At 70.9% G+C, this 20,154-nt stretch carries 21 protein-coding genes; 9 read left to right on the plus strand and 12 right to left on the minus strand.

Going from position 1 to position 20,154, the window contains the following annotated elements; genetic code table 11:
- Positions 1 to 189: 189 nt before the first annotated feature.
- A complete protein-coding gene (locus ACWEQG_RS36465) occupies positions 190 to 513 on the minus strand; it encodes a hypothetical protein (protein WP_452291890.1) in 324 nt (107 codons plus the stop codon).
- A gap of 157 nt (positions 514 to 670) precedes the next feature.
- On the opposite strand from ACWEQG_RS36465, the gene ACWEQG_RS36470 reads away from it, so the two are divergent.
- The 4 genes from ACWEQG_RS36470 (at position 671) to ACWEQG_RS36485 (ending at position 4,048) form a co-directional block, all read left to right on the plus strand.
- Positions 671 to 937 (plus strand): hypothetical protein, encoded by a 267-nt coding sequence (locus ACWEQG_RS36470; protein ID WP_452291892.1) that lies wholly within the window; start codon positions 671 to 673, stop codon positions 935 to 937.
- Between the two features lie 107 nt (positions 938 to 1,044).
- Positions 1,045 to 1,518: a MarR family winged helix-turn-helix transcriptional regulator gene (locus tag ACWEQG_RS36475; RefSeq protein ID WP_452291894.1), complete on the plus strand. Its 474-nt coding sequence runs from the start codon at positions 1,045 to 1,047 to the stop codon at positions 1,516 to 1,518.
- A gap of 132 nt (positions 1,519 to 1,650) precedes the next feature.
- Positions 1,651 to 2,484: an alpha/beta fold hydrolase gene (locus ACWEQG_RS36480; protein WP_452291896.1), complete on the plus strand. Its 834-nt coding sequence runs from the start codon at positions 1,651 to 1,653 to the stop codon at positions 2,482 to 2,484.
- A gap of 130 nt (positions 2,485 to 2,614) precedes the next feature.
- Entirely contained in the window at positions 2,615 to 4,048 is a 1,434-nt protein-coding gene (locus ACWEQG_RS36485; protein WP_452291898.1) for an alkaline phosphatase PhoX, read from the plus strand.
- A gap of 12 nt (positions 4,049 to 4,060) precedes the next feature.
- Here the strand turns inward: ACWEQG_RS36485 and crcB (ACWEQG_RS36490) are convergent, their stop codons facing one another.
- The 6 genes from crcB (ACWEQG_RS36490) to ACWEQG_RS36515 all read right to left on the minus strand — a co-directional run bounded on the left by crcB (ACWEQG_RS36490) (position 4,061) and on the right by ACWEQG_RS36515 (position 7,722).
- A complete protein-coding gene (gene crcB, locus ACWEQG_RS36490; protein WP_363464329.1) occupies positions 4,061 to 4,432 on the minus strand; it encodes a fluoride efflux transporter CrcB in 372 nt (123 codons plus the stop codon).
- Complete coding sequence (locus ACWEQG_RS36495; protein ID WP_452291900.1) at positions 4,429 to 4,770, minus strand: DUF190 domain-containing protein; 342 nt, start codon at positions 4,768 to 4,770, stop codon at positions 4,429 to 4,431. The genes crcB (ACWEQG_RS36490) and ACWEQG_RS36495 overlap by 4 nt, the downstream gene beginning before the upstream one ends.
- Entirely contained in the window at positions 4,767 to 5,297 is a 531-nt protein-coding gene (gene crcB, locus ACWEQG_RS36500; RefSeq protein WP_452291902.1) for a fluoride efflux transporter CrcB, read from the minus strand. Before crcB (ACWEQG_RS36500) ends, ACWEQG_RS36495 begins: the two co-directional genes overlap by 4 nt.
- Before the next feature lie 369 nt (positions 5,298 to 5,666).
- A complete protein-coding gene (locus ACWEQG_RS36505) occupies positions 5,667 to 6,077 on the minus strand; it encodes an SgcJ/EcaC family oxidoreductase (protein ID WP_452291904.1) in 411 nt (136 codons plus the stop codon).
- Positions 6,078 to 6,142: 65 nt separating this feature from the next.
- On the minus strand, positions 6,143 to 7,096 hold the full coding sequence (locus ACWEQG_RS36510) for an alpha/beta fold hydrolase (protein WP_452291906.1): 954 nt from the start codon (positions 7,094 to 7,096) through the stop codon (positions 6,143 to 6,145).
- A 17-nt stretch (positions 7,097 to 7,113) separates the two neighbouring features.
- Positions 7,114 to 7,722 carry a DsbA family oxidoreductase gene (locus tag ACWEQG_RS36515; RefSeq protein WP_452291908.1) on the minus strand — a complete coding sequence of 203 codons (609 nt, stop codon included), beginning with the start codon at positions 7,720 to 7,722 and terminating at the stop codon, positions 7,114 to 7,116.
- A gap of 158 nt (positions 7,723 to 7,880) precedes the next feature.
- On the opposite strand from ACWEQG_RS36515, the gene ACWEQG_RS36520 reads away from it, so the two are divergent.
- From ACWEQG_RS36520 to ACWEQG_RS36535, 4 genes are all read left to right on the plus strand, one after another.
- On the plus strand, positions 7,881 to 8,447 hold the full coding sequence (locus tag ACWEQG_RS36520) for an NADPH-dependent FMN reductase (protein WP_452291910.1): 567 nt from the start codon (positions 7,881 to 7,883) through the stop codon (positions 8,445 to 8,447).
- Positions 8,402 to 9,424, plus strand: a complete 1,023-nt coding sequence (locus ACWEQG_RS36525) for a zinc-binding dehydrogenase (protein WP_452291911.1) — start codon at positions 8,402 to 8,404, stop codon at positions 9,422 to 9,424. Before ACWEQG_RS36520 ends, ACWEQG_RS36525 begins: the two co-directional genes overlap by 46 nt.
- Before the next feature lie 37 nt (positions 9,425 to 9,461).
- Complete coding sequence (locus tag ACWEQG_RS36530) at positions 9,462 to 12,173, plus strand: helix-turn-helix transcriptional regulator (RefSeq protein WP_452291913.1); 2,712 nt, start codon at positions 9,462 to 9,464, stop codon at positions 12,171 to 12,173.
- Positions 12,174 to 12,415: 242 nt separating this feature from the next.
- The gene (locus tag ACWEQG_RS36535; RefSeq protein ID WP_452291915.1) at positions 12,416 to 12,700 is read left to right on the plus strand and encodes a DUF1540 domain-containing protein; all 285 of its coding nucleotides are present in this window, start codon (positions 12,416 to 12,418) and stop codon (positions 12,698 to 12,700) included.
- On the opposite strand, the gene ACWEQG_RS36540 is transcribed toward ACWEQG_RS36535, so the two are convergent.
- From ACWEQG_RS36540 to ACWEQG_RS36560, 5 genes are all read right to left on the minus strand, one after another.
- Positions 12,681 to 14,495: an IucA/IucC family protein gene (locus ACWEQG_RS36540; RefSeq protein WP_452291917.1), complete on the minus strand. Its 1,815-nt coding sequence runs from the start codon at positions 14,493 to 14,495 to the stop codon at positions 12,681 to 12,683. The genes ACWEQG_RS36535 and ACWEQG_RS36540 overlap by 20 nt on opposite strands.
- Positions 14,492 to 15,064 (minus strand): GNAT family N-acetyltransferase, encoded by a 573-nt coding sequence (locus ACWEQG_RS36545; RefSeq protein WP_452291919.1) that lies wholly within the window; start codon positions 15,062 to 15,064, stop codon positions 14,492 to 14,494. The genes ACWEQG_RS36540 and ACWEQG_RS36545 overlap by 4 nt, the downstream gene beginning before the upstream one ends.
- Positions 15,061 to 16,356 carry a lysine N(6)-hydroxylase/L-ornithine N(5)-oxygenase family protein gene (locus ACWEQG_RS36550; protein ID WP_363464337.1) on the minus strand — a complete coding sequence of 432 codons (1,296 nt, stop codon included), beginning with the start codon at positions 16,354 to 16,356 and terminating at the stop codon, positions 15,061 to 15,063. Before ACWEQG_RS36550 ends, ACWEQG_RS36545 begins: the two co-directional genes overlap by 4 nt.
- A complete protein-coding gene (locus ACWEQG_RS36555; protein WP_452291921.1) occupies positions 16,343 to 17,839 on the minus strand; it encodes a pyridoxal phosphate-dependent decarboxylase family protein in 1,497 nt (498 codons plus the stop codon). Before ACWEQG_RS36555 ends, ACWEQG_RS36550 begins: the two co-directional genes overlap by 14 nt.
- Before the next feature lie 87 nt (positions 17,840 to 17,926).
- Entirely contained in the window at positions 17,927 to 18,970 is a 1,044-nt protein-coding gene (locus ACWEQG_RS36560; RefSeq protein ID WP_452291923.1) for an ABC transporter substrate-binding protein, read from the minus strand.
- Positions 18,971 to 19,107: 137 nt separating this feature from the next.
- On the opposite strand from ACWEQG_RS36560, the gene ACWEQG_RS36565 reads away from it, so the two are divergent.
- On the plus strand, positions 19,108 to 20,148 hold the full coding sequence (locus tag ACWEQG_RS36565; protein WP_452291925.1) for a FecCD family ABC transporter permease: 1,041 nt from the start codon (positions 19,108 to 19,110) through the stop codon (positions 20,146 to 20,148).
- Positions 20,149 to 20,154 lie beyond the last annotated feature (6 nt).

Consider the following 20,154-nt stretch of genomic DNA (forward strand, 5'->3'; position numbering starts at 1 on the left):
CCGCTGGCCGCCGCCGGGCTGCTCAACCCCATGATCGCCGGAGCGGCGATGGCCTTCTCCAGCATCTTCGTCGTCAGCAACAGCCTCCGCCTGCGGCGCTTCCGCTGAGAGGGTTTCACGGCCGGGTCGTCCACAGCCTGTGGACGACCCGGCCGCGGTCGTCGTGACACGGTCGTCGTGACACGGTCGTCAGCGACGCAGGCGGTCGCGGGTCTCCTCGGTCACCTGCCGCAGGACCGGCGCGATCTCCGGGCGCTCCGTCAGGACGTCCTCGATCCGGGCTCGCCAGGCGGCGACCTCGGCGGACAGCGCGTCCTCGTGCGCCCGGCCGGCCCGCGGAACGTCGTCGTCCCGTCGCAGGCGCAGGCGGGTGCGCTTCAGATCGAGCTCGTACGTCTGCCCGAGATGGCGGCCGAGCGTCTCGCCGAGCCACCAGTAGGCGTCGTCCGTCGCGGCCGCGACGAACACTCTCGCGCTCTCCCACGCGACACGTTCCCTGTGGATGACGGCCACGAGTCGACGGTACGTCCGGGCGCTCCCGCGGGCAATGGCCTCTTCACTCCGGCTCTTGGTGCTCCGCCGGGAGCGCCCTGGGTTTGTCACAACCAATGATCGGATACGAAGAGTGGTGATCGAACACGATTAGTGACATCTGAGATGAGGAATCTTCATGCGCCGCCCTATCCGCCTTCTGTCCGTGGCCGCCCTGACCTGCGCGGGCTTGCTCGCCACCGCTCCCGCGTACGCCGCGTGCGGCTGTGACGCGCCGAAGGCCGCCGCCGAGCCCACGGCCGCCCTTGATGTCGACGCCAACCTCGGCCTCGGCCTCGGCCTCGTCGTGGACCTGGCCGTCGACCTCGACCTGGACGCACGGGTGGGCGCAGGCGCGGGGACGCCGGGCTGCGGCACCCATCGAGTGGTGCGCGCGTGCCGCTGACAGGACGGGCGTGACCCGGCCCCCGCCGGGTCACGCCATCCTCGGCACCTCGTGCCCGATTGGACGGCGCACGTGCAGATGGCGGGCCAGGCTCCTACAGTGGATGGATGACGAGCACCCAGAGTGAGCAGCGGCGTCCCCGCGTCCTCGACGACAAGATGTGCTTCGCGCTCTACGCGGCCTCCCGCGCCGTCACCGGCCTCTACCGGCCCCTGCTCGACGAGATGGGCCTCACCTACCCCCAGTTCCTGGTCCTGCTGGTCCTGTGGGACGGCCCCGAGGAGGGCGTCACGGTCAAGGAGCTCGGGGCCGCGCTGCACCTCGACTACGGCACGATGACCCCCCTGCTCAAGCGCCTGGAGGCGAACGGCCTGCTGCGCCGGGAGCGTCGCGCCGACGACGAGCGCACGGTGCAGATCACGCTGACCGAGCAGGGCTCGAACCTCCGGGAGCGCAGCGACGGCGTCTTCGCCGCGGTCGGCGACGCGATGGCGCTCGAACCCGAGGAGTTCGCCCGCACCCTCGCCACGCTGCGCCGCCTGACGGACAACGTCACCGCGTTCGCGAACCGGAGGGGCTGACCCTCTCCTCCCATCGTCCGGCCTACCACGCACGCACGCAATTACCTTGCACACAATTTAATTGTGGACTAGTGTCTAGAGCGTACTGAGAAACCGGTTGCGGAACGCAGCGGAGAGCAGAAGGAGCGCGCCATGGCGTACATCACGGTCGGCCAGGAGAACAGCACCGACATCGACCTGTACTACGAGGACCACGGCAGCGGGCAGCCGGTCGTGCTCATCCACGGCTACCCGCTCGACGGTCACTCGTGGGAGAAGCAGATTCCCGCCCTGCTCGGCGCCGGCTACCGCGTCATCACCTACGACCGCCGCGGCTTCGGCCGGTCGAGCCAGCCGACGGTCGGCTACGACTACGACACCTTCGCCGCCGACCTGAACACCCTGCTGGAGACCCTCGACCTGCGCGATGTGATCCTCGTCGGCTTCTCGATGGGCACCGGCGAGGTGGGCCGCTATCTCGGCACGTACGGCTCGGCGCGGGTGGCCAAGGCCGCGTTCCTGGCCTCCCTCGAACCGTTCCTGCTGAAGACGGAGGACAACCCGGAGGGCGTCGACGGCAGCGTGTTCGAGGGCATCTCCGCCGCCGTCACCAAGGACCGCTACGCCTATTTCACCGACTTCTACAACGCCTTCTACAACACCGACGAGAATCTCGGCACCCGCCTCAGCGAGGAGGTCGTCCGGGCCAACTGGAACACCGCGGCCGGCGCCTCGTGGTACGCCTCGTCCGCCGTCGTCCCCACCTGGCTCACGGACTTCCGGGCCGACATCCCCAAGATCGACGTACCGGCGCTCATCGTGCACGGCACCGCCGACCGCATCCTGCCCATCGACTCCACCGGCCGGCCCTTCCACCGGGCGCTTCCCCAGGCCGAGTACGTCGAGATCGAGGGCGCCCCGCACGGCCTGCTGTGGACCCACGCCCAGGAGGTCACCGACGCGCTCATCGCCTTCCTGGCCAAGTGACGCCCGGGCGGGATCCGCCTTCCTGAGATCGTCGCGACGTGTTAACCCCCGCGTCCGTTTCGCGGAAGGAGGGGTTCAGTCCGGGGGAATGGGATCACATGGCCTGCCGAATGCACCGAAAGGTACGTCTGTGAGTTCCTCCCTCTCCCGCCGCGATCTCATCCGCTCGGCCGCCGCCGGTGGTCTCGGCATCGCCATCGCCGGCAGCATCGAAGCGATCGCCGGTCCCGCCGCCGCCCAGGCCGCCCAGGCCGGGATCGGCAGGACGACCGGGTACGGCCCGGTCGTCGCCGACCCCGCCGGTCTGCTCGCCCTGCCGAAGGGCTTCTCCTACAAGATCGTCGCCCAGGCCGGCAAGACGATGCTGGAGTCGGGTGAGCCGACCCCCAGCGACGCCGACGGCACCGGCTGCTTCCGCGGCCGCGACGGCTGGGTGCTGGTGAACAACCACGAGATCGGCAGTAACGAGCCCTACGGAGTGCCGCCCCTGCCCGGCCTGACCTACGACCCGGGCGCGAGGGGCGGCACGACGACCATCGAGGTCGACAGGAACGGCAACCGGGTCCGTGAGTACGTGAGCGTGGCCGGCACGCACAACAACTGCGCGGGCGGCATCACGCCGTGGAACACCTGGCTGACCTGCGAGGAGACCGAACAGCGGGCCGGCGGCGCGTACCAGAAGGACCACGGCTACGTCTTCGAGGTCGACCCGTTCGACCGCGAGGCCAACAAGGACCCGGTGCCGCTGAAGTTCCTCGGCCGCTACTCCCACGAGGCCGTCGCGGTCAACCCGCGCAATTCGGAGATCTACCTGACCGAGGACGCGGGCGGCCCGAACGGCCTGTACTTCCGCTGGACCCCGCCCCACGGCTTCCGCGGCCGCAAGGGGGCGCTGCGCGCGCTGGCCCTCGGCCCCGGCGGCGACACGGCCGGGAAGCTGCAGGCCATGCGGTGCCGCAAGGGCAACAGGCACATCGCCGACCTGTCCGAGGCGACCCAGCCGGGCACCCGCTACAAGGTCGAGTGGGTCGACGTCCCGGACCGGGACGCCAAGACCACCTCGGTGCGCAAGCAGTTCACCGACGGCCAGGTCACCCGCAGCCGCAAGCTGGAGGGCGCCTGGTGGGGCGACGGCGGCGCGTACTTCGTCGCCAGCTTCGCCCGGCACGACGACGGCAGCGTCAACGAGCACGACGGCCAGGTCTGGTTCTACGACCCCGAGTCGGAGACCGTCACGCTCAAGACCATCTTCGGCGTCAACCCCGACCCGGAGCAGGACACGAACTACGACGGGCCGGACAACATCACGGTCTCGCCGTACGGCGGCGTCATCCTGGCCGAGGACGGCGAGGGCCTGTCACACCTGGTCGGCGTCACCGACAAGGGCGCCCCCTACCCGATGGCCCGCAACGAGCTCAACGACAGCGAGTTCACCGGCCCGACGTTCAGCGAGGACGGCCGCATCCTGTTCGCCAACATCCAGAGCCCCGGCTACGTCTTCGCGATCACCGGCCCCTGGACCCAGAAGCACGACGATCACGGCCACGGGCACGGCCACCACTGATCCGACGGGTGTCTACAGGAGGAGGGCGGCCAGCGCGAATCCGGCGGCGGCGGCGAGGACGCCGAGAACCAGGCTGCCGAGCGCGTTGAGACAGGCCTCCAGGACCGAGCCCTCCTCCAGCAGCCGTACGGTCTCGAAACCGAACGTGCTGAACGTCGTGAGCGCGCCGCAGAAACCGGTGCCGAGCAGGGTGACCACGTCGGCGGGCAGCCCGACGCCGTCCCGCGCGCCGAGCAGCACCCCGAGCACGAGCGACCCGGCCAGGTTGACCGACAGCGTGCCCCAGGGGAACACGCTGTCGTGCAACCGCTGGACCAGCCGGTCGGCCAGGTAACGGGCGGGCGCGCCGACCACGCCGCCGAGGAACACCAGCAGGAGGATCACCGCTCCGCACGCCTCACGGAGCGGTAGACCTCCACGGGATCGACCATCACCAGGCCCTCGGTCACCAGTTCGTCCAGCTCCGCCAGGAACGCGCTGATCCTCTCCGGGACGTCCACGATGACGACGGCGACGGGCAGGTCCTCGCCGAGCGACAGCAGGCGGCTCGTATGGATGCGCGAGGATGCGCCGAAGCCCTCGACGCCCCGGAAGACGCTCGCTCCGGCCAGGCCCATCGCGTGCGCCCGATGCACGATCTCGGTGTACAGAGGCCGGTGCCGATACTGGTCGCTCTCCCCGACCAGGATCGTCAGTCGTTGCGCCGGGCCGTGCGATCTCATGCGTCCCCCGTGCCGCGCCGCCGTACGGGCAGGCCCGCCAGGGCGCGGGCGAGGACGATGCCGCACCAGACGGCGGCCAGCCCGGCGGCCAGACTGCTCACGGCGTAAACGGCGGCCGTGTGCCACGCGCCCCGCGCCGACCTGTCCACGATCTCCGCGGCGAAGGTGGAGAACGTCGTGTATCCCCCGAGGAAGCCGACCCCGAGGAACGGACGGACGTAGCGGCGCGGCGGCCAGACGTCGAGGACGAAGACCATGAGGGCCCCGAGCGCGAGGCAGCCGGTGACGTTGGCGACGAACGTCCCCCAGGGAAATCCGGTGGGCGACGCCGGGAACGCCAGGCCGACCAGATATCTGGCCACGCTGCCGCCCCCGCCGCCGAGGGCGATCATCGCGAGGACGTCCCAGGTCCGGTGACGGGCGGGGGCCGTCGGCGGACGGAACACGTCCCGTTCGTGGCGGAGGTCCACGTCGGGGTCGATCGGCAGATCCGTCTCTTCGCGATCGCCGTGTACGCGCCGGCCCACGCCGTCCTCCTCGTCCTCGCCCCGGCCCGTCCGCTCCCCGCTGCGGCCGGTGAGGGGAGCGCATTCCGAACGGGCGCATCCCAGTTTACGTACGGGCCTGGAACGGCCGGCGACGGGCGCGGCGGCTGGGGATTCGCGGACTGGTATGGGCGCGATCACGAGGATGAATCGGGTGGGGGCACGGCCGAGCCGTGCCGTCGGCGATGGCCTTGGTGTTCAGCCCCGTTTCCAACGCCTACTTCCGCGGTGTCCGTCGCCCGTGAGAGGTCAATCGAGCCGGCGGGATCGTCCTTGGCCGTGATGCGGCTCCCGCTGCTGGAGGGGTCGCCGTGGTCGGCCCAGCGGCGCTCCGTCTGATCAGTCACCCGATCACGTCACGGTGGTGTTCTGCATGGCGCTGATCCACCAGGAGTCGTCCTTCTTGACCGCCACGATGATGCCGTGGTTGCTGAAGGCCCTGTCCGGGGTCGTCGTGTCCTGCCGCACATGGACGACGGCGATGTCCGTGCTGAGGGAACTCACGCTGAGGATGGAGAGCCGGGTGCTCCAGTCGCTGACCGGGCCCGTCAGGCGGGCGGTGTGGTACGCGAAGAGTTCGTCCCATCCCCTGAGCATCGTGCCGTCAGGCACGGTCAGGATCGCATCGGCGGTGAACCGGCCGTCGAGCACCGCGGCGTCCTTGCCGTTGAAGCCGACCTCGATGTCCCTGACGAGCCGCTCGATCTGACGGATGTCATGCTCGTCGGCGGAAAAGTGGTAGGCGTTAGGCCGCTCAGTCATGTTTCTCTCGCTTTCCATGGTCGGTCGTCGATCTGCCGCGGTGTACGTCGTTCGCCGATTTCGCGTCACAAGGAGTGCAGGAAGCGGATGACCGCCGCGTTGACCGCCTCGGGTCGCTCCTGCTGCGTCCAGTGGCCGCAGCCCGGCAGCACGACCGAATCCCGCAGGTTCGGTACGAGGGGCGAGGCGCCGGCGATCAGTTCCTTGCCGCCCGGCAGGGTCGCGGCGCTGTCCCTGTCACCGGTGATGTAGAGGGCCGGAGGGGTGACGACGGCGTCCTGCCATGCGCTGGTCAGCGTCCAGTTGCGGTCGAGATTGCGGAACCAGTTCAAGGCGGAGGTGAACCCGGTGCGTTCGAAGTCCGCGGCGTAGACGTCGAGGTCTTTCTCGGTCAGCCAGCCGGGCAGCTCGGCGGGCTCCGGCCAGGTGTCCAGGAGCCCGCCGCCCTGCGGGACGATCGGGTTCCACGGGTACCCCTCGCCGGAGGCGCCATAGAGGGCCCGGCGGATCGTGGCGCGCGGGTCCTGCGCCAATTCGCGGTCCGCTACTCCCGGATGCTGGAAGTAGGCGACGTAGAAATTCTCTCCTGCCTGCGCACGCATGGTGGCCAGCGGTGGGGTGGCGGGCCGCGCCCCGTACGGGCCGCCCAGCGCGATCACCGCGCGTACCCGGTCGGGCCGCATCAGCGCGCTGTGCCAGGCGACGCCCGAGCCCCAGTCGTGGCCGGCGACGACGGCCTGCTCCTCACCGAGCGCGGTGATCAGACCGATGACGTCGCCGACCGTGTGCAGGATTGTGTAGTCCTCGACAGCCGCGGGCCGGTCGGTGCCGCCGTACCCGCGCTGGTCGGGCGCGACGGCGCGATATCCCGCCTCGGCCAGCGCCACGAGCTGGTGGCGCCAGGAGTACCACGACTCGGGAAAGCCGTGGAGCAGGATGACCAACGGGCCCGAACCCGCCTCGGCCACATGCATGCGGAGGTCGCCGACCTGTACGTGATGATGGGTGATCTGTGTCATCTGCGTCTCCTCACAGTTCATGGACGCTGGTCGGGTGACGTGAGCGCGGCCAGCAGGACGCGTTCCGACTGGGCGCCGCTCAACGCCGGCCGGCCGGCGAACTGGAACACCGGCACCGCCCGGATGCCTGAGCGCCGTACCCGGTCGAGTTCGGCTCGTGTCTCCTCGGCGCCTTCGTCGCTCCAGCGGACGCCGATCTCGTCGGCGAGCGCCTTCAACGTGTCCGCATCGGCGATGTTGAGCTCGTCGGAGTGGTGGGCCCGGAAGAGCCGCTCGACCATCTCCTCACCCAGTCCTTGGCGCGCGGCCACCGCGACGAGCCGGTGGGCCTCGAACGAGTTGGAGTAGATCGCCCTGTCGTGCCGGAAGCGCAGGCCCTCCTCCGCGGCCATGGCCGTGATCCGGGCCACGGCGTTCTCCGCCTCGTCGCCGAAGGCTCGGCGCAGCACCTCGATCTTCGGCTCTCCTTCCACCGTCGCGTCCGGATCCAACTGGAACGGGCGGAAGACGACGTCAGCCTGGCCGCCTTCGGCGCGGAAACGGGCCAGTGCCCGCTGCATGCGCGTGAAGCCGAAGTAGGACCAGACGCAGGGGATGTCGAAAACGAACGTCACAGTCGCGCTCATGTCCCGAAAACTACGAGCGGCCCGCCGACCGTCGCCTCTGTCGATCGACTGGGGTTGGCCGTCCAGGTCGGCAGACCCCAGTCAATCGACAGAGGAGCAGTCGCCGCCGGTCGCCCTAGCGTCATTCCCCTCGGCTCAACCGAAGGAGGACACACAGCGTGCTGAACGTGGCGATCATCATCGGCAGCACCAGGGAAGGACGTTTCGGCCACGTGGTGGGCGACTGGTTCACCGCCCAGGCGAAGGCGCACGGCGGCCTCAAGGTCGACGTGATCGATCTGGCCGACTTCGACCTGCCCGTGGCGCTGCCTCCCGGCCTGCCGCCCACCCCTCGGATAGCCGATCTGTCGCGGCGGCTGCACGCGGCCGACGCGTTCGTAGTGGTGACTCCTGAGTACAACCGCAGTTTCCCGGCCTCGGTCAAGAACCTCGTCGACTGGCACTACAGGGAGTGGCAGGCCAAGCCCGTCGGCTTCGTCTCCTATGGCGGGATCTCCGGCGGCCAGCACGCCGCCCAGGCGCTGCGAGCCGTGTTCGCCGAGCTGCACGCCGTCACGATCAGGGACACCGTCAGCTTCGTCGATCCCTGGCACGCCTTCGACGCCGACGGCCGGCTCGCCGACCCCGCGGCCCCGGAGCGGGCCGCCAAGACGATGCTGGGCCAGCTCGTATGGTGGGGATGCGCGCTGAAGACCGCCAGGTCCGAGCACCCGTACGGCACCTGACGATGAGGGCCATCAGGCAGCACGCCTTCGGCGGCGCACGTGAGCTGATCCTGGAGTCTGACGTCGCTGTCCCCGAACCCGGCCCGGGTCAGGTGCGCATCGAGGTGGCCGCCGCCGGGGTCACCCGGCTCGACCTCGCCGTACGCGCGGGCATCGGCCGGTGGCTGCCCGAGCTGCCGACGATCCCGGGTAGGGAGGTGGCGGGCGTGGTCGAGGCCCTCGGCGACGGAGTCGAGCGGCGCTGGCTGGGACGGCGTGTCGTCACCTGCCTCGGCCTGGCCAGCGGCGGCTACGCGGAGTTCGCGGTACGTGAGGTCGCCGCGGTGCATGAGATCCCGGACGGCGTGCCGGACCATGCCGCGGTGGCGGCCATCGGCACCGGGCGTACCGCGGTCGGCGTCCTGGACGTCGCCCGCCTTGAGCCGGAGGACGTCGTGCTGGTGCTCGGTTCGGCGGGCGGCGTCGGCAGCCACCTCGTCCAAGCCGCGGTACGCAGGGGCGCGACCGTCGTCGCGGCGGCCGGCGGTCCAATCAAGATCGCTACCTCGCGCAGGCTCGGCGCGGCCGTCACCGTCGACTACACCCGGCCGGGCTGGGCCGAGCGCGTCCGCGAGGAGCTGGAGGGCAGGGAAGTCACCGTGGCGTTCGACGGGATCGGCGGCGGCATCGGCCGTACCGCCCTGAACCTGCTCGGACACGGCGGACGGTTGGTTCTCTATGGCTGGGTGAGCGGACACCCCGTCGAAGTGTCCTCTCGCGAGCTCTACGAGCACGGACTGAGCCTCTGCGCCGCCCCCGGACCCAGCATGCCAAGCCAGCCGGGCGGTGTGCGCAGGCTGGAGGAACGTGCCTTGATCATGGGGACGGACGGCACGTTCTCTCCGCTGGTCCAGCGGTTCGCCCTCTCCGAGGCGGCCGCCGCTCATGCCGCGCTGGAGTCCAGGAACACTGTCGGCAAGGTGATACTAAGTCCGTAATTGTCGATTATTGTCCCGAGAGGTAGGACTTTTCGGCATGCTTCACGGGCGGCGCAGGGAAACGGCCGTGATCGACCGGCTTCTGCAGGGAGCGCGTCACGGCAGGAGTGGCGCGCTCGTGCTCAGGGGCGAGGCGGGGATCGGCAAATCCGCGCTGCTCGACCACGCGGTAGGGGCCGCCGCCGACCTGCGCGTCATCCGCGGAGCCGGGATCGAGGCGGAAAGCGAACTGCCTTTCGCAGGCCTGCATCTGCTCTTCAAAGGAGTGCTCGACCGGATCGGCGCGCTGCCGCAGAGGCAGGAACAGGCACTGCGCGGCGCGCTCGGAATGGCCGCCGCAGTGGAGGGCGACCGCTTCCTCGTGGGCCTGGGCGTGCTCATGCTGCTGGCCGACCTGGCCGAGGAGCGACCCGTGCTGTGCGTCATCGATGACGCGCACTGGCTCGACGGCGCGTCGGCGGAGGCACTGCTGTTCGCCGCCCGCCGCTTGGAGGCGGAGGGCGTCGTCATGCTGTTTGCCGCGAGGGAGGTGCACGCTCCGCCGTTTCCCACGCCTGGTGTGGCCGAGCTGCGGCTGGCAGGTCTGGCTCCGGAGGCGGCCGCGCGTCTGCTCGACGAACACGCGGAAGGGCTGCCTGGACACATCCGTGATCAGATCCTCCAGGAATCCGCGGGCAATCCACTCGCCGTGCTGGAGCTGCTCGCCGCCCAGCGCGAGGGCCAGTTCGCGGCCGTCCCGTACGGCCTGCGCGTCTCCTCCGCGGTCAGCCGCATCCAGCAGACCTTCGCCGACCGCATCGCCACGCTGCCCGAGCCGAGCCGGACGCTCGTGCTGGTGGCCGCCGCCGAAGAGGACGGCGATCCGGCGACGGTGTTCGGCGCGGCCGAACTCCTCGGTGCCAAGGTGTCCGACCTGGAGCCGGCCGAGACCAGGCGCCTGCTCGGCATCTCCGGCGGCCGCCTGGTCTTCCGGCACCCGCTGATCAGGACCGCCGCCTACCGCAGTGCCACCCTCAGCAGGCGGCTGGCCGTCCACCGGGCGCTCGCCGAGGTGCTGGACGGAGACCGGCGGGCCTGGCACCTGGCCGCGGCGAGCACCGGACCGGACGAGCAGGTGGCGGCCGAGCTCGAACGCAGCGCGGAAAGCGCGCGCCACCGCGGCGGACACGCGGCCGTGGCCGCCGCCTTCGAACGCGCCGCCAGGCTCAGCGCCGACCCGCACGAGCGCGGGCGCCGCCTGGCCCACGCCGCCCGTGCCGCCGCCGACGCCGGCCAGCAGGAGCGGGCGGCGATCCTCGCCGACGACGCGGCCGCCCTGACGTCCGACCCGGTGGCCGCGGCGGAGATCGCCCGGTTCCGGGCACAGCTGGCGGACGAGCGCGGCGGCGCCGCCTCCGCGCACCGGCTCTTGGGGGAGGCGGCCTGCGCCGCCGCCGGACAGGCTCCCGGCCTCGCGGCCGACCTGTTGTTCTCCGCCGTCGAGACCGCCTGGACGGCGGGTGACTTCCACGCCGTACGATCCGTGGCCGACCACGCATACAGAATGAAGATCCCCGACGCCCGGCGCATCGGCGAGCTGGCCGGCCACATCACCACGCTGAGCGGTCCTGGAGGCGGCGTGGTCGAAGCCTCCCTCGCCGTACGCCTGCTACTCGACCGGGATCTGGCCGCGGGCCCGTTCGGTCTGCGGGAGAACGCCAGGATCGCGTGGTGGGAGATCCTGCTCGGCGACTACCGCGCCGCCCACGAACGAGCCCTCCACCTGGAACGGCAGAGCAGGGCCCAGGGTGCGATCGGCGTGCTGCCACGCGCGCTGATGCTGCTCGCCCGCACCCAGCTCTGGCTGGGCGCGCACCGCGATGCCCGGACCAGCGCGACCGAGGGCATACGCATCGCCCACGACACGGGCCAGAGCCACAATTCGGTCTTCCTCTGGGCCGTCCTGGCGCAACTCGCCGCGATCGAGGGCGACCAGGAACGCTGCAAGGAGCTGACGGTAGAGATCACGACACACGGCGCGGCACCCAGCTACTCCAGAGCCACGGTCATCAACGCCCTGCTCGACCTCGGCCTCGGCAGGCACGAGGCGGCGCTGGAGAAGCTGAGCGAGGCGGTGAACGGCCCGAACAAACTGGGCACCCTCCACAGCATCCCCGACCTGGTGGAGGCCGCGGCACGCGCGGGCCGCCCGGCAGAGGCCCAGGAGGCCGCTCGCTGGTACGCCGACTGGGCCGACCACACCGCCCGGCCATGGGGACAGGCGATCGCCGCACGGTGTCGGGCCCTGCTCGGCGCGGGGGAGGACGACTGGGCAGCAGCCGTGCGCCTGCACCGCCAGAACGGCGGCCCGCCGTTCGAACGCGCCCGCACCGAGCTCCTATACGGCGAATGGCTACGCAGACAACACCGCAGGACCGACGCTCGCGTCCGGCTGCGCTTCGCGCTGGAGAGCTTCGAACGCCTGGGGGCCAAGCCGTGGGCCGATCGCGCGGCCACCGAACTCCGCGCCACCGGCGAAAGCCTGACGTCGCACGCGGACGACCACGACCCGCTCAGCCGCCTCACGCCCCAGGAACTACAAGTAGTCCGGCTGGCGGCCACCGGCCTGAGCAACCGAGACATCGGCACCCAGCTCTTCCTCAGCCCTCGGACGGTCGGCTATCACCTCTACAACGCTTATCCGAAGCTCGGCGTCACCTCCCGGGGCGAATTGCCCGTACTGCTGTTGAAGCACGACTCTCCCAAGTGATCCGGATACGGGCGGAGTGCGGACGAACAGCGCGATCGGCGAGGTAGCGGCCCTCCTGAACGACCACCGAGGTCACGCCTCGCGCGGCGACCGATCCCGGCCGTTCCTGTGCCGGGAAGTGTCGTCTGGCCCGGCGGCGGACGCTTGGTGGAGTCTGGGGCGGCGGCTGAGATTGCCGACCTGGTCACCGGCGGTATGAGCCAGGACGAAAGCCGCGATCGTCAAAGGGAGAACAGAAGCTCATGGATATGCCCGTCGTCAACCGATGCGAGGCCACCTCGTGCGCGTACAACCGCGACCGCATGTGCCACGCCACCGCCATCACCGTCGGGGACGCGTCCCACGCGCACTGCGACACGTTCTTCAGCGCGCCCGCGCCGGGAGGCGACCCGTCCACGACGGGCCGGGTGGGCGCCTGCAAGATGTCCGACTGCCAGCACAACGTGCAGCTGGAATGCCAGGCGCCCGGCATCGACATCGGCTACTCCCTGGACGAGGCCGACTGCCTCACGTACTCGCCGGCGTAGCGCCTCCGCCCTCACGACGAACCGGGGCGAAGCGGGCGATGGGGTTGACCAGGTCGCCGGCCATCTGCAGCGCGGCCGACGGGTCGGTCAGGTCCACCATCTGCCGGTTGTTGCGCAGTTGCAGGCGGTTGAGGCACGACAGGGCGAACGCCTCGGCGAACAGGTCGTAGCGCCGGAACCGCTCCGCGAGGTGCGGGACCGACCGCTGGTAGGCCGTCGCGCAGTCGGCGACGGTCCGCCAGAAGGCGTCCTCGTCCAGCACGCCGCCGGTGGCCAGCACGGCGTTGAGGAAGCGCAGGAAGCAGTCGAACACGTCGGTGAAGATCGACAGAAGTCTCTGCTCCTCGGGCACCTCGGCGCGGATCCGCCCGACCTCGGGCGGCAGGTCCACGTCCGGGTCCATCACCACGATCTCCTCGGCGATGTCCTTGAAGATCACCCGTTCCACCGCGCCGCCGTCCAGGACCAGGATGACGTTCTCGCCGTGCGGCATGAACGCCAGGTCGTAGGCGTAGAAGGCGTGCAGCAGCGGGACGAGGTAGGCGTCGAGGTAGCGTCGCAGCCACACCTCGGGGGCGAGGCCCGACCGCTCGATCAGGGCCGCCGCGAACGACCGTCCCTCTTCGTCGGTGTGGAGCAGGGAGGCCATGGTGGCCAGGCGCCGGCCCGGCTCCAGCCCCGCGACCGGGCTCTCCCGCCACAGCGCCGCCAGCATCTTCCGGTACGGCGAGTGGCGGTCGGTGGCCGCCTCGTACCGCGGGTTGCGGTACCCGACGGCGGCCCGCTCGCGGATGATCGTCAGCCGGGTCGCGCGCAGGACCTCGTCGCCTGCGATCAGGCCGGCGAGCCAGTCGTTGATCGCCGGGGTCGCCTCCATGTACGCCGCGGACAGACCCCGCATGAAGCCCATGTTCAGCACCGACAGGGCCGTTTTGACGTAGTGCCTGGACGGCGCGCTGGCGTTGAAGAACGTGCGGACCGACTGCTGGGCGAGGTGCTCGTCGTCGCCGGGGCCCAGGCAGACCAGGCGCCGTTCGGCGACCTCCGCCGCGAACGTCACCGAGATCCTGTTCCACCACTGCCAGGGGTGCACCGGCACGAGCAGGTAGTCGGCCATGTCGAGCCCGAGACCGGCGAGCGTGCCCGCGAAGCGGGCCAGGACATCCTCGCCGAGTTCCCCGCGCATCAGCCGTTCGTAGTCGATGTCGCGCGAGCAGGTGAACGTCGTGTGGTCGCGATGGGCGGCCAGCCAGATCAGCCGTACGGGCGCGGCGGCCTCCGGGGCGTACCGGTGGTGGTCGTCGATTCCGTAGCCGATCCGGCCGCTGTTGGCCACGAAACACGGGTGGCCCTCGGTCATGGCGGCCTCGATCTCCTGGAAACCGGCCTTGGCCAGCTCGGCCGCGCCGGTCGGCCGGCGGCTCAGCTTGTACGCGAGGCTCGCCAGCGTCGAGGTGATCTCCTCCAGGTAGACCGGCAGGATCTCGTCGCTCAGCCCGAGCGCGCCGCGCATCTCGGTGACGAACTCCAGCGCGTCGAGCGGCAGGACCTCGCCCGAGGCCCGGTGACGGGTGACCTCGCCGATGTGCCAGTGGTCGAGGGACATCACCGTCGCGGTGAAGCGGTACTCCACCATGCCGGAATCGGCGCGCACCGCCCACCTGCCGTCGCCGACGGGGCGCGGAGTGAGCAGCCGCTCGTGGGCGAACTCGGCGAGCGCCTTGCGCACCAGCCGCCGGTTGGCCTTCTCCCACAGCTCCGGTGTGAGGTGGGAGACCGCATGGATAGGGTTCACGCCGTCGCCTCCCGGGTCGCCGCCAGGAACCGCTCGCGGGTGCAGAAGCTCAGCAGGGCGTCCTTCTCCGGCTTGGCGACCGTGCCGGCCACCTCGAAGCCGACGGCCGCGTTGAGCGCGTGGACCGCCGTGTTGCGCACGTCGGGCTCGACCACGACCCGCCGGGTCGCGGGATCGGCGAACAGGAACTCCATGACCGTCGTGATCACGGCCCGGGTGAAGCCGTGCACCGGGGCGCCGGTCGGCGCGCACAGGAAGTGCATGCCGACGTCGCCGTCCCGGGCCTCGTAGAGCCCCGCCAGCTCGACCCGGGCGGGGTCGTAGCTCTCGACCAGGAACGCCGGGCGCCCGTTCACCAGCCCGAGGAACGCGTCGCGGTGCGGGTGATCGACGATCTCGCGATACTCCTTCGCCACGTCGGCGACGCCGGCGTCGCGCATCATCCAGAACACCGCCTTGGGATGGGTCACCCAGGCGTGCACCACCGACGCGTCGGCCTCCGGGTCGAGGCGGCGTACGGCGAGCTCGCCGACCCGGTCGTCCGCACGGCGGAACAGGACCTCGCTCATGCGACCACGCCCTCGGGCGCGCCGAACTCCTGGAAGGCGATGGCCTTCTCGATGGGGTAGTACTCGCGGCCCAGGATCTGGCTGATGATCCACGAGTTGCGATACGGGCCCATGCCGAGGTCGGGGGAGGTGACGCTGTGAGCGTGGGCGGCGCCGTTCTGCAGGAAGATCCCCCGGCCGGTGACGTCGATGCTGTAGTTCCTCGCCACGTCGAACCGGCCGTGCCGGTCCCACCGGATCCGGTCGCGTACGGGCTCGAGGAAGGCGGGGGGCTCGTAGCGGTAGCCGGTGGCCAGCACGAGGCCCTGGGTGACGAGCGTGTGGTCGCGCTCCTGCTCCACGTGGCGCAGCCCGAGCGTGTACTCGCCCCGGCCGGCGTCGTAGGCCGCCTCGCGCAGCTCGGTGCAGGTCAGCAGCCGGGTGGGGATCGGGCCGCCGACGGTCTTGGCGTAGAGCAGGTCGAAGATGTCGTTGATCAGCGCCGCGTCGATGCCCTTGTAGAGGCACTTCTGCTCGGCTTCGAGGCGGTAGCGGGTGTCCTCGGGCAGTGCGTGGAAGTAGTCCACGTATTCCGGGGACGTCATCTCCAGGGTCAGCTTGGTGTATTCCAGCGGGAAGAACCGCGGGGACCTGGTCACCCAGTTCAGCCGGTAGCCGCGCGTGTCGATGTCGGCCAGCAGGTCGCGGTAGATCTCGGCGGCGCTCTGCCCGCTGCCGACGACCGTGATGCTCTCCTTCGCCTGCAGCGCGGCCTTGGCGTCCAGGTAGCCGGTGTTGTGGACGAGGTCGCCGCCGAGGCCCCGGCAGGCCTCCGGCACGTGCGGCGGGGTGCCGGTGCCGAGCACGAGGTGCCTGGCCCGGTGCTCGGTCTCCTCACCATCGTCCGTCACCGCGCGCACGACGTAGTGCCCGTCGAACTCGTCGTACGTCACGGAGGTCACCCGGTGGCCGAAGCGGACGCTGCCCAGGCGCCCGGCGGCCCAGCGGCAGTACGCGTCGTACTCGGCCCGGAGCTGGTAGAAGCTCTCACGGATGTAGAAGGGGTAGAGCCTGCCGGTCTCCTTCAGGTAGTTCAGGAAGGAGTACGGCGAGGTCGGGTCGGCCAGCGTGACGAGGTCGGCGATGAACGGCGTCTGCAGCGTCACGGAGTCGAGCATCATCCCGGGGTGCCAGGCGAAGCCGGGCCTCGCCTCCAGGAACACGCCGTCGAGCTCGGCGATGGGTTCGGTCAGGCAGGCCAGGCCCAGGTTGAACGGCCCCAGCCCGATCGCGACGAAGTCATGCGTGGACATGCGTAACTCCCGGATGGTCGGCGTGCGGGGCGAGCTCGTCCACGTAGCGCCGGGCGTGCCCCGCGAGGAGGTCGAGGACGTACGCGATGTCGTCCAGCGTGGTCTCGGGGTTCAGCAGGGTGAACTTCAGGTAGTGGCGGCCGTCGACCGTGGTCCCGGCGACGACCGCCGCGCCGGAGGCGGCCAGCGCCTCGCGGGCGTACAGGTTGGCGTCGTCGGCGAGCTCGCGGCCGGGACCTTCCGGCGGCAGGTAGCGGAAGACCAGCGTGCTCAGCTGCGACCGCGTGACGACCTCGAAACGCGGGTCCTCCGTGATCAGGGCGTGCGCCTCGGCCGCGCGGTCGACGACCTCGTCGAACAGCTCGCCGACCGCGTCCGGGCCCATCATCCGCAGCGTCAGCCAGAGTTTGAGCGCGTCGAAGCGGCGGGTGGTCTGCAGGCTCTTGTCCACCTGGTTGGGGATGCCCTGCTCGGCCATCCGCAAGGGGTTGAGGTAGTCGGCGTGGTGGGCCGCGTGGCGCAGGACCGCGCCGTCGCGCACCAGCACGGCGCTGGAGCTGACCGGCTGGAAGAAGGACTTGTGGAAGTCGACGGTGACCGAGTCGGCCCGCTCGATCCCGTCGAGCAGGTGCCGCCGTCTGCGGGAGACCAGCAGCCCGCAGCCGTAGGCAGCGTCCACGTGCAGCCACGCCCCGGCTGATTCGCACAGATCGGCGATCTCCGGCAATGGGTCGATCGAGCCGAAGTCGGTGGTGCCGGCGGTGGCCACCACGGCCATGACCACCAGCCCGGCGCGGCGGCAGCGGTCGAGCTCGCGGGCGAGCGCGGCCGGCCGCATCCGCCGCTGCGCGTCGGTCTCCACGGTCACGACCGCGTCCGGGCCGAGGCCGAGCAGGTTCGCCGCCTTGCGGACGCTGAAGTGCCCGGCCTCCGAGGTGATCACGCGCAGCCGCGCCGGTGAGGCGCCGATACGGGCCTCCTCGCGGGCGAGCAGCAGGGCGTGGAGGTTCGACTGGGTGCCGCCGCTGGTGAAGACACCGTCGGAGGCGGGGCCGAAGCCGATCCGGCCGGCCGTCCACTCGATGAGGCGGCGCTCGATGAGCGTGCCGCCCGCGCTCTGGTCCCACGTGTCGAGCGAGGAGTTCACCGCCGACAGGACCGCCTCGCCCAGCAGCGCGGGGATCACCACCGGGCAGTTGAGGTGCGCCAGGTAGCGGGGGTGGTGGAAGTAGACGGCGTCGCGCAGGTAGACCCGTTCGAGCTCGTCGAGGACGGCGGCCTGGTCGTGCAGCGGCCGTTCGAGGTCGATCGCGGCGATCCGCGGCGCGAGCCGTTCGGGGGACACGCCACTGAACGGCCGGTCGGCGCGCCGGATACGCTCCGCCACCCGCTCGGTCCCGGCGGCCATCGCCCGCCGGTATCCCTCCACCGTGCGGTCGTTGAACAGGTACGCCCGCGCGGCCCCGGCATGGGGATAGGTCATTGTCATCCTTACCGTAAGAGGTTAGGTTAGGCGAACCTAAATTTTGGGAGTCGACACGTGTCCCCGGGTGATTTCTCCGGCGTGTGGTCAGCCGAGCTTCTTGGCGTCGCGGATCGCCGTCGCCAGGTTCTCCAGGATCGGGGCGGCTCCGGCGTACGAGAAGCGCGGCACGGGGTCCCAGCCGACGACCTGGTCGGCCGCCACGGCGGGCAGCTTGGCCCAGGCCGGCTTGGACGTCAGGTCCTTGGGCTGCAGCGCGGTGCTCCGGTTGTCGAGCAGGATCAGGTCGGCGTCGTACTTGTCGGCGTTCTCCCAGCTCAGGTTCTCGTAGTAGCCGCCCTCGCCGGGCTTGTCCGGCTGGACGATCTCGACCCCGAGCTGGGCGAAGTACATGAGGTCGGTGTTGACCTCCGGGTTGGACACGTACAGCACGTCGGGGCTGCCCGAAGCGGCCAGGACCTTGATGCCGGGGTTGTCGGCGACCGCCTTGCGCACGCTCTCGGCGGCGGCCTCGAACCGGGCCTTGGCCTCGGCGACCTTCGGTGCCTTCAGGTCCGCGCCGAGCGACTCGGCGAGGGCGGCGTAGCGCTCGATCGGCTGGGTCATCGGGACGCGGGCCGCGCTGACGGCGACGGTCGGGGCGAGCTGGACGATCTTGTCCTTGCTCTCGTCCGGGACGTACCACAGGGCGCCGGGGTCGTACATGTGCGTGACGAGAAGCTCGGGGCGCAGCCCCGCGTACTTCTCGATGTTGAACTCGCCCCAGACGTTGCCGAGGATCGTCACCTTGTTCACGTCGAGGTCGCCGGCCTGCGGGTCGGGCGAGCCGTCGGCGCGCTTCGTCTCGCCGAAAACGCCGACGATCTTGTCCTGCACCCCGTAGTCGGCGAGCGCCGCCGCCGCGCCCGTGAACGCCACGACCCGCGACGGTACGGCCGCGGCCGTGACCGCCTCCTTCCTGTCGTCGGTGAAGGACCACGACGTCGCGCTCGGACCCGACGTCGCGTTCTGGCCCGCCGCGGAGGGCGCCGGGTCGCTCGACCCGCAGGCGGCGAGCGCCAACGCGAGGACGGCGGCTCCGCCCGTGGCGAGGAGACCGCGGCGGGACATCGTGGTGTTCAGGTTTCGCACGGTTCGTCTTTCTCTTGTCGGGCACGGGCTTCTGCCGACGCGGCCCTTGGGGTTGATCGCTAGTTAGGTTACCCTTACCTAAGTTCTTGTCCAGAGGGGCGATGAAATTCGTCCCCGGCCCCCCACCGGAGCAGGTCGTGGTCGTCACAGAGTCTTCGCAGATCAGCAGGCCTGCGAGGGCGCCCGCAAAACGCGCGGAAATCGGTCGGCGCGCGGCGGCGCTGCTGGGCTCGGCGATCGCGCTGGCCGCCGTCCTCGTGCTCAGCCTCGGGCTCGGCGCCCGGCAGCTCTCGCCGGTGGAGGTCTGGCACGGACTCGTGGACGCCGACTCGGCCGCCTACACGGTCGTCCACCAGATGCGGCTGCCGCGCACCCTCCTCGGGCTGCTCGCCGGCGCCGCGCTGGGGGTCGCGGGCGGCGTCATGCAGGCGCTCACCCGCAACCCGCTGGCCGACCCCGGACTGCTGGGGATCAACGCGGGCGCCTCGGCCGCGGTGGCCACCGCCGCGGGACTGCTCGGCGTGGCGTCGTTCCAGGGCCGCGTCTGGTTCGCCCTGGCCGGCGCGGCGGCCGTGTCGGTGCTGGTGTACGCGGTGGGCGGCGGGCGCACGGCCACACCGGCGCGGCTGGCGCTCGCGGGAGCCGCCATCAACGCCGCGCTCTACTCGTACGTGAACGGGACGATGCTGCTCGACGCCGCCTCGCTGGAGACCATGCGCTTTTGGACCGTCGGTTCCCTCGCGAGCGCGCAGGGCGGGACCGCGGCGATGATGGCGCCGTTCATCGCGGCGGGGCTGCTGCTGGCCATGGCCCTGGCCCGGCCGCTCAACGCGCTCGCGCTCGGCGACGACTCGGCGCGTTCGCTCGGCGCGCACCCCGCCCGGGTCCGCGCGGGCGCCATCGTGGCGGTGACATTGCTGTGCGGGGCGGCGACGGCGGCCTGCGGGCCGATCGTCTTCGTCGGGCTCATGGTGCCGCACCTCGTCCGGGCGCTGACCGGCCCCGACCAGCGCTGGATGCTCCCCTGCTGCGCGCTGCTCGCGCCCGTGCTGCTGCTCGGCGCCGACGTGCTCGGGCGGCTGGTGGCCCGGCCCGGCGAGCTGCAGGCGGGCATCGTCACGGCGGTGCTGGGCGGCCCGCTGTTCCTGTACTTCGTGCGAAGGAAGGTCCGGGTATGAGTGTCG

Source organism: Microbispora sp. NPDC004025 (assembly GCF_053604425.1).

Coding starts and splice junctions, on each gene's coding strand:
- ACWEQG_RS36470 (WP_452291892.1), top strand. CDS start 671: ATGCGCCGCCCTATCCGCCTTCTGTCCGTGGCCGCCCTGACCTGCGCG.
- ACWEQG_RS36475 (WP_452291894.1), top strand. CDS start 1,045: ATGACGAGCACCCAGAGTGAGCAGCGGCGTCCCCGCGTCCTCGACGAC.
- ACWEQG_RS36480 (WP_452291896.1), top strand. CDS start 1,651: ATGGCGTACATCACGGTCGGCCAGGAGAACAGCACCGACATCGACCTG.
- ACWEQG_RS36495 (WP_452291900.1), bottom strand. CDS start 4,770: ATGAGATCGCACGGCCCGGCGCAACGACTGACGATCCTGGTCGGGGAG.
- ACWEQG_RS36505 (WP_452291904.1), bottom strand. CDS start 6,077: ATGACTGAGCGGCCTAACGCCTACCACTTTTCCGCCGACGAGCATGAC.
- ACWEQG_RS36510 (WP_452291906.1), bottom strand. CDS start 7,096: ATGACACAGATCACCCATCATCACGTACAGGTCGGCGACCTCCGCATG.
- ACWEQG_RS36515 (WP_452291908.1), bottom strand. CDS start 7,722: ATGAGCGCGACTGTGACGTTCGTTTTCGACATCCCCTGCGTCTGGTCC.
- ACWEQG_RS36525 (WP_452291911.1), top strand. CDS start 8,402: ATGCGCGCTGAAGACCGCCAGGTCCGAGCACCCGTACGGCACCTGACG.
- ACWEQG_RS36530 (WP_452291913.1), top strand. CDS start 9,462: ATGCTTCACGGGCGGCGCAGGGAAACGGCCGTGATCGACCGGCTTCTG.
- ACWEQG_RS36535 (WP_452291915.1), top strand. CDS start 12,416: ATGGATATGCCCGTCGTCAACCGATGCGAGGCCACCTCGTGCGCGTAC.
- ACWEQG_RS36545 (WP_452291919.1), bottom strand. CDS start 15,064: ATGAGCGAGGTCCTGTTCCGCCGTGCGGACGACCGGGTCGGCGAGCTC.
- ACWEQG_RS36550 (WP_363464337.1), bottom strand. CDS start 16,356: ATGTCCACGCATGACTTCGTCGCGATCGGGCTGGGGCCGTTCAACCTG.
- ACWEQG_RS36555 (WP_452291921.1), bottom strand. CDS start 17,839: ATGACCTATCCCCATGCCGGGGCCGCGCGGGCGTACCTGTTCAACGAC.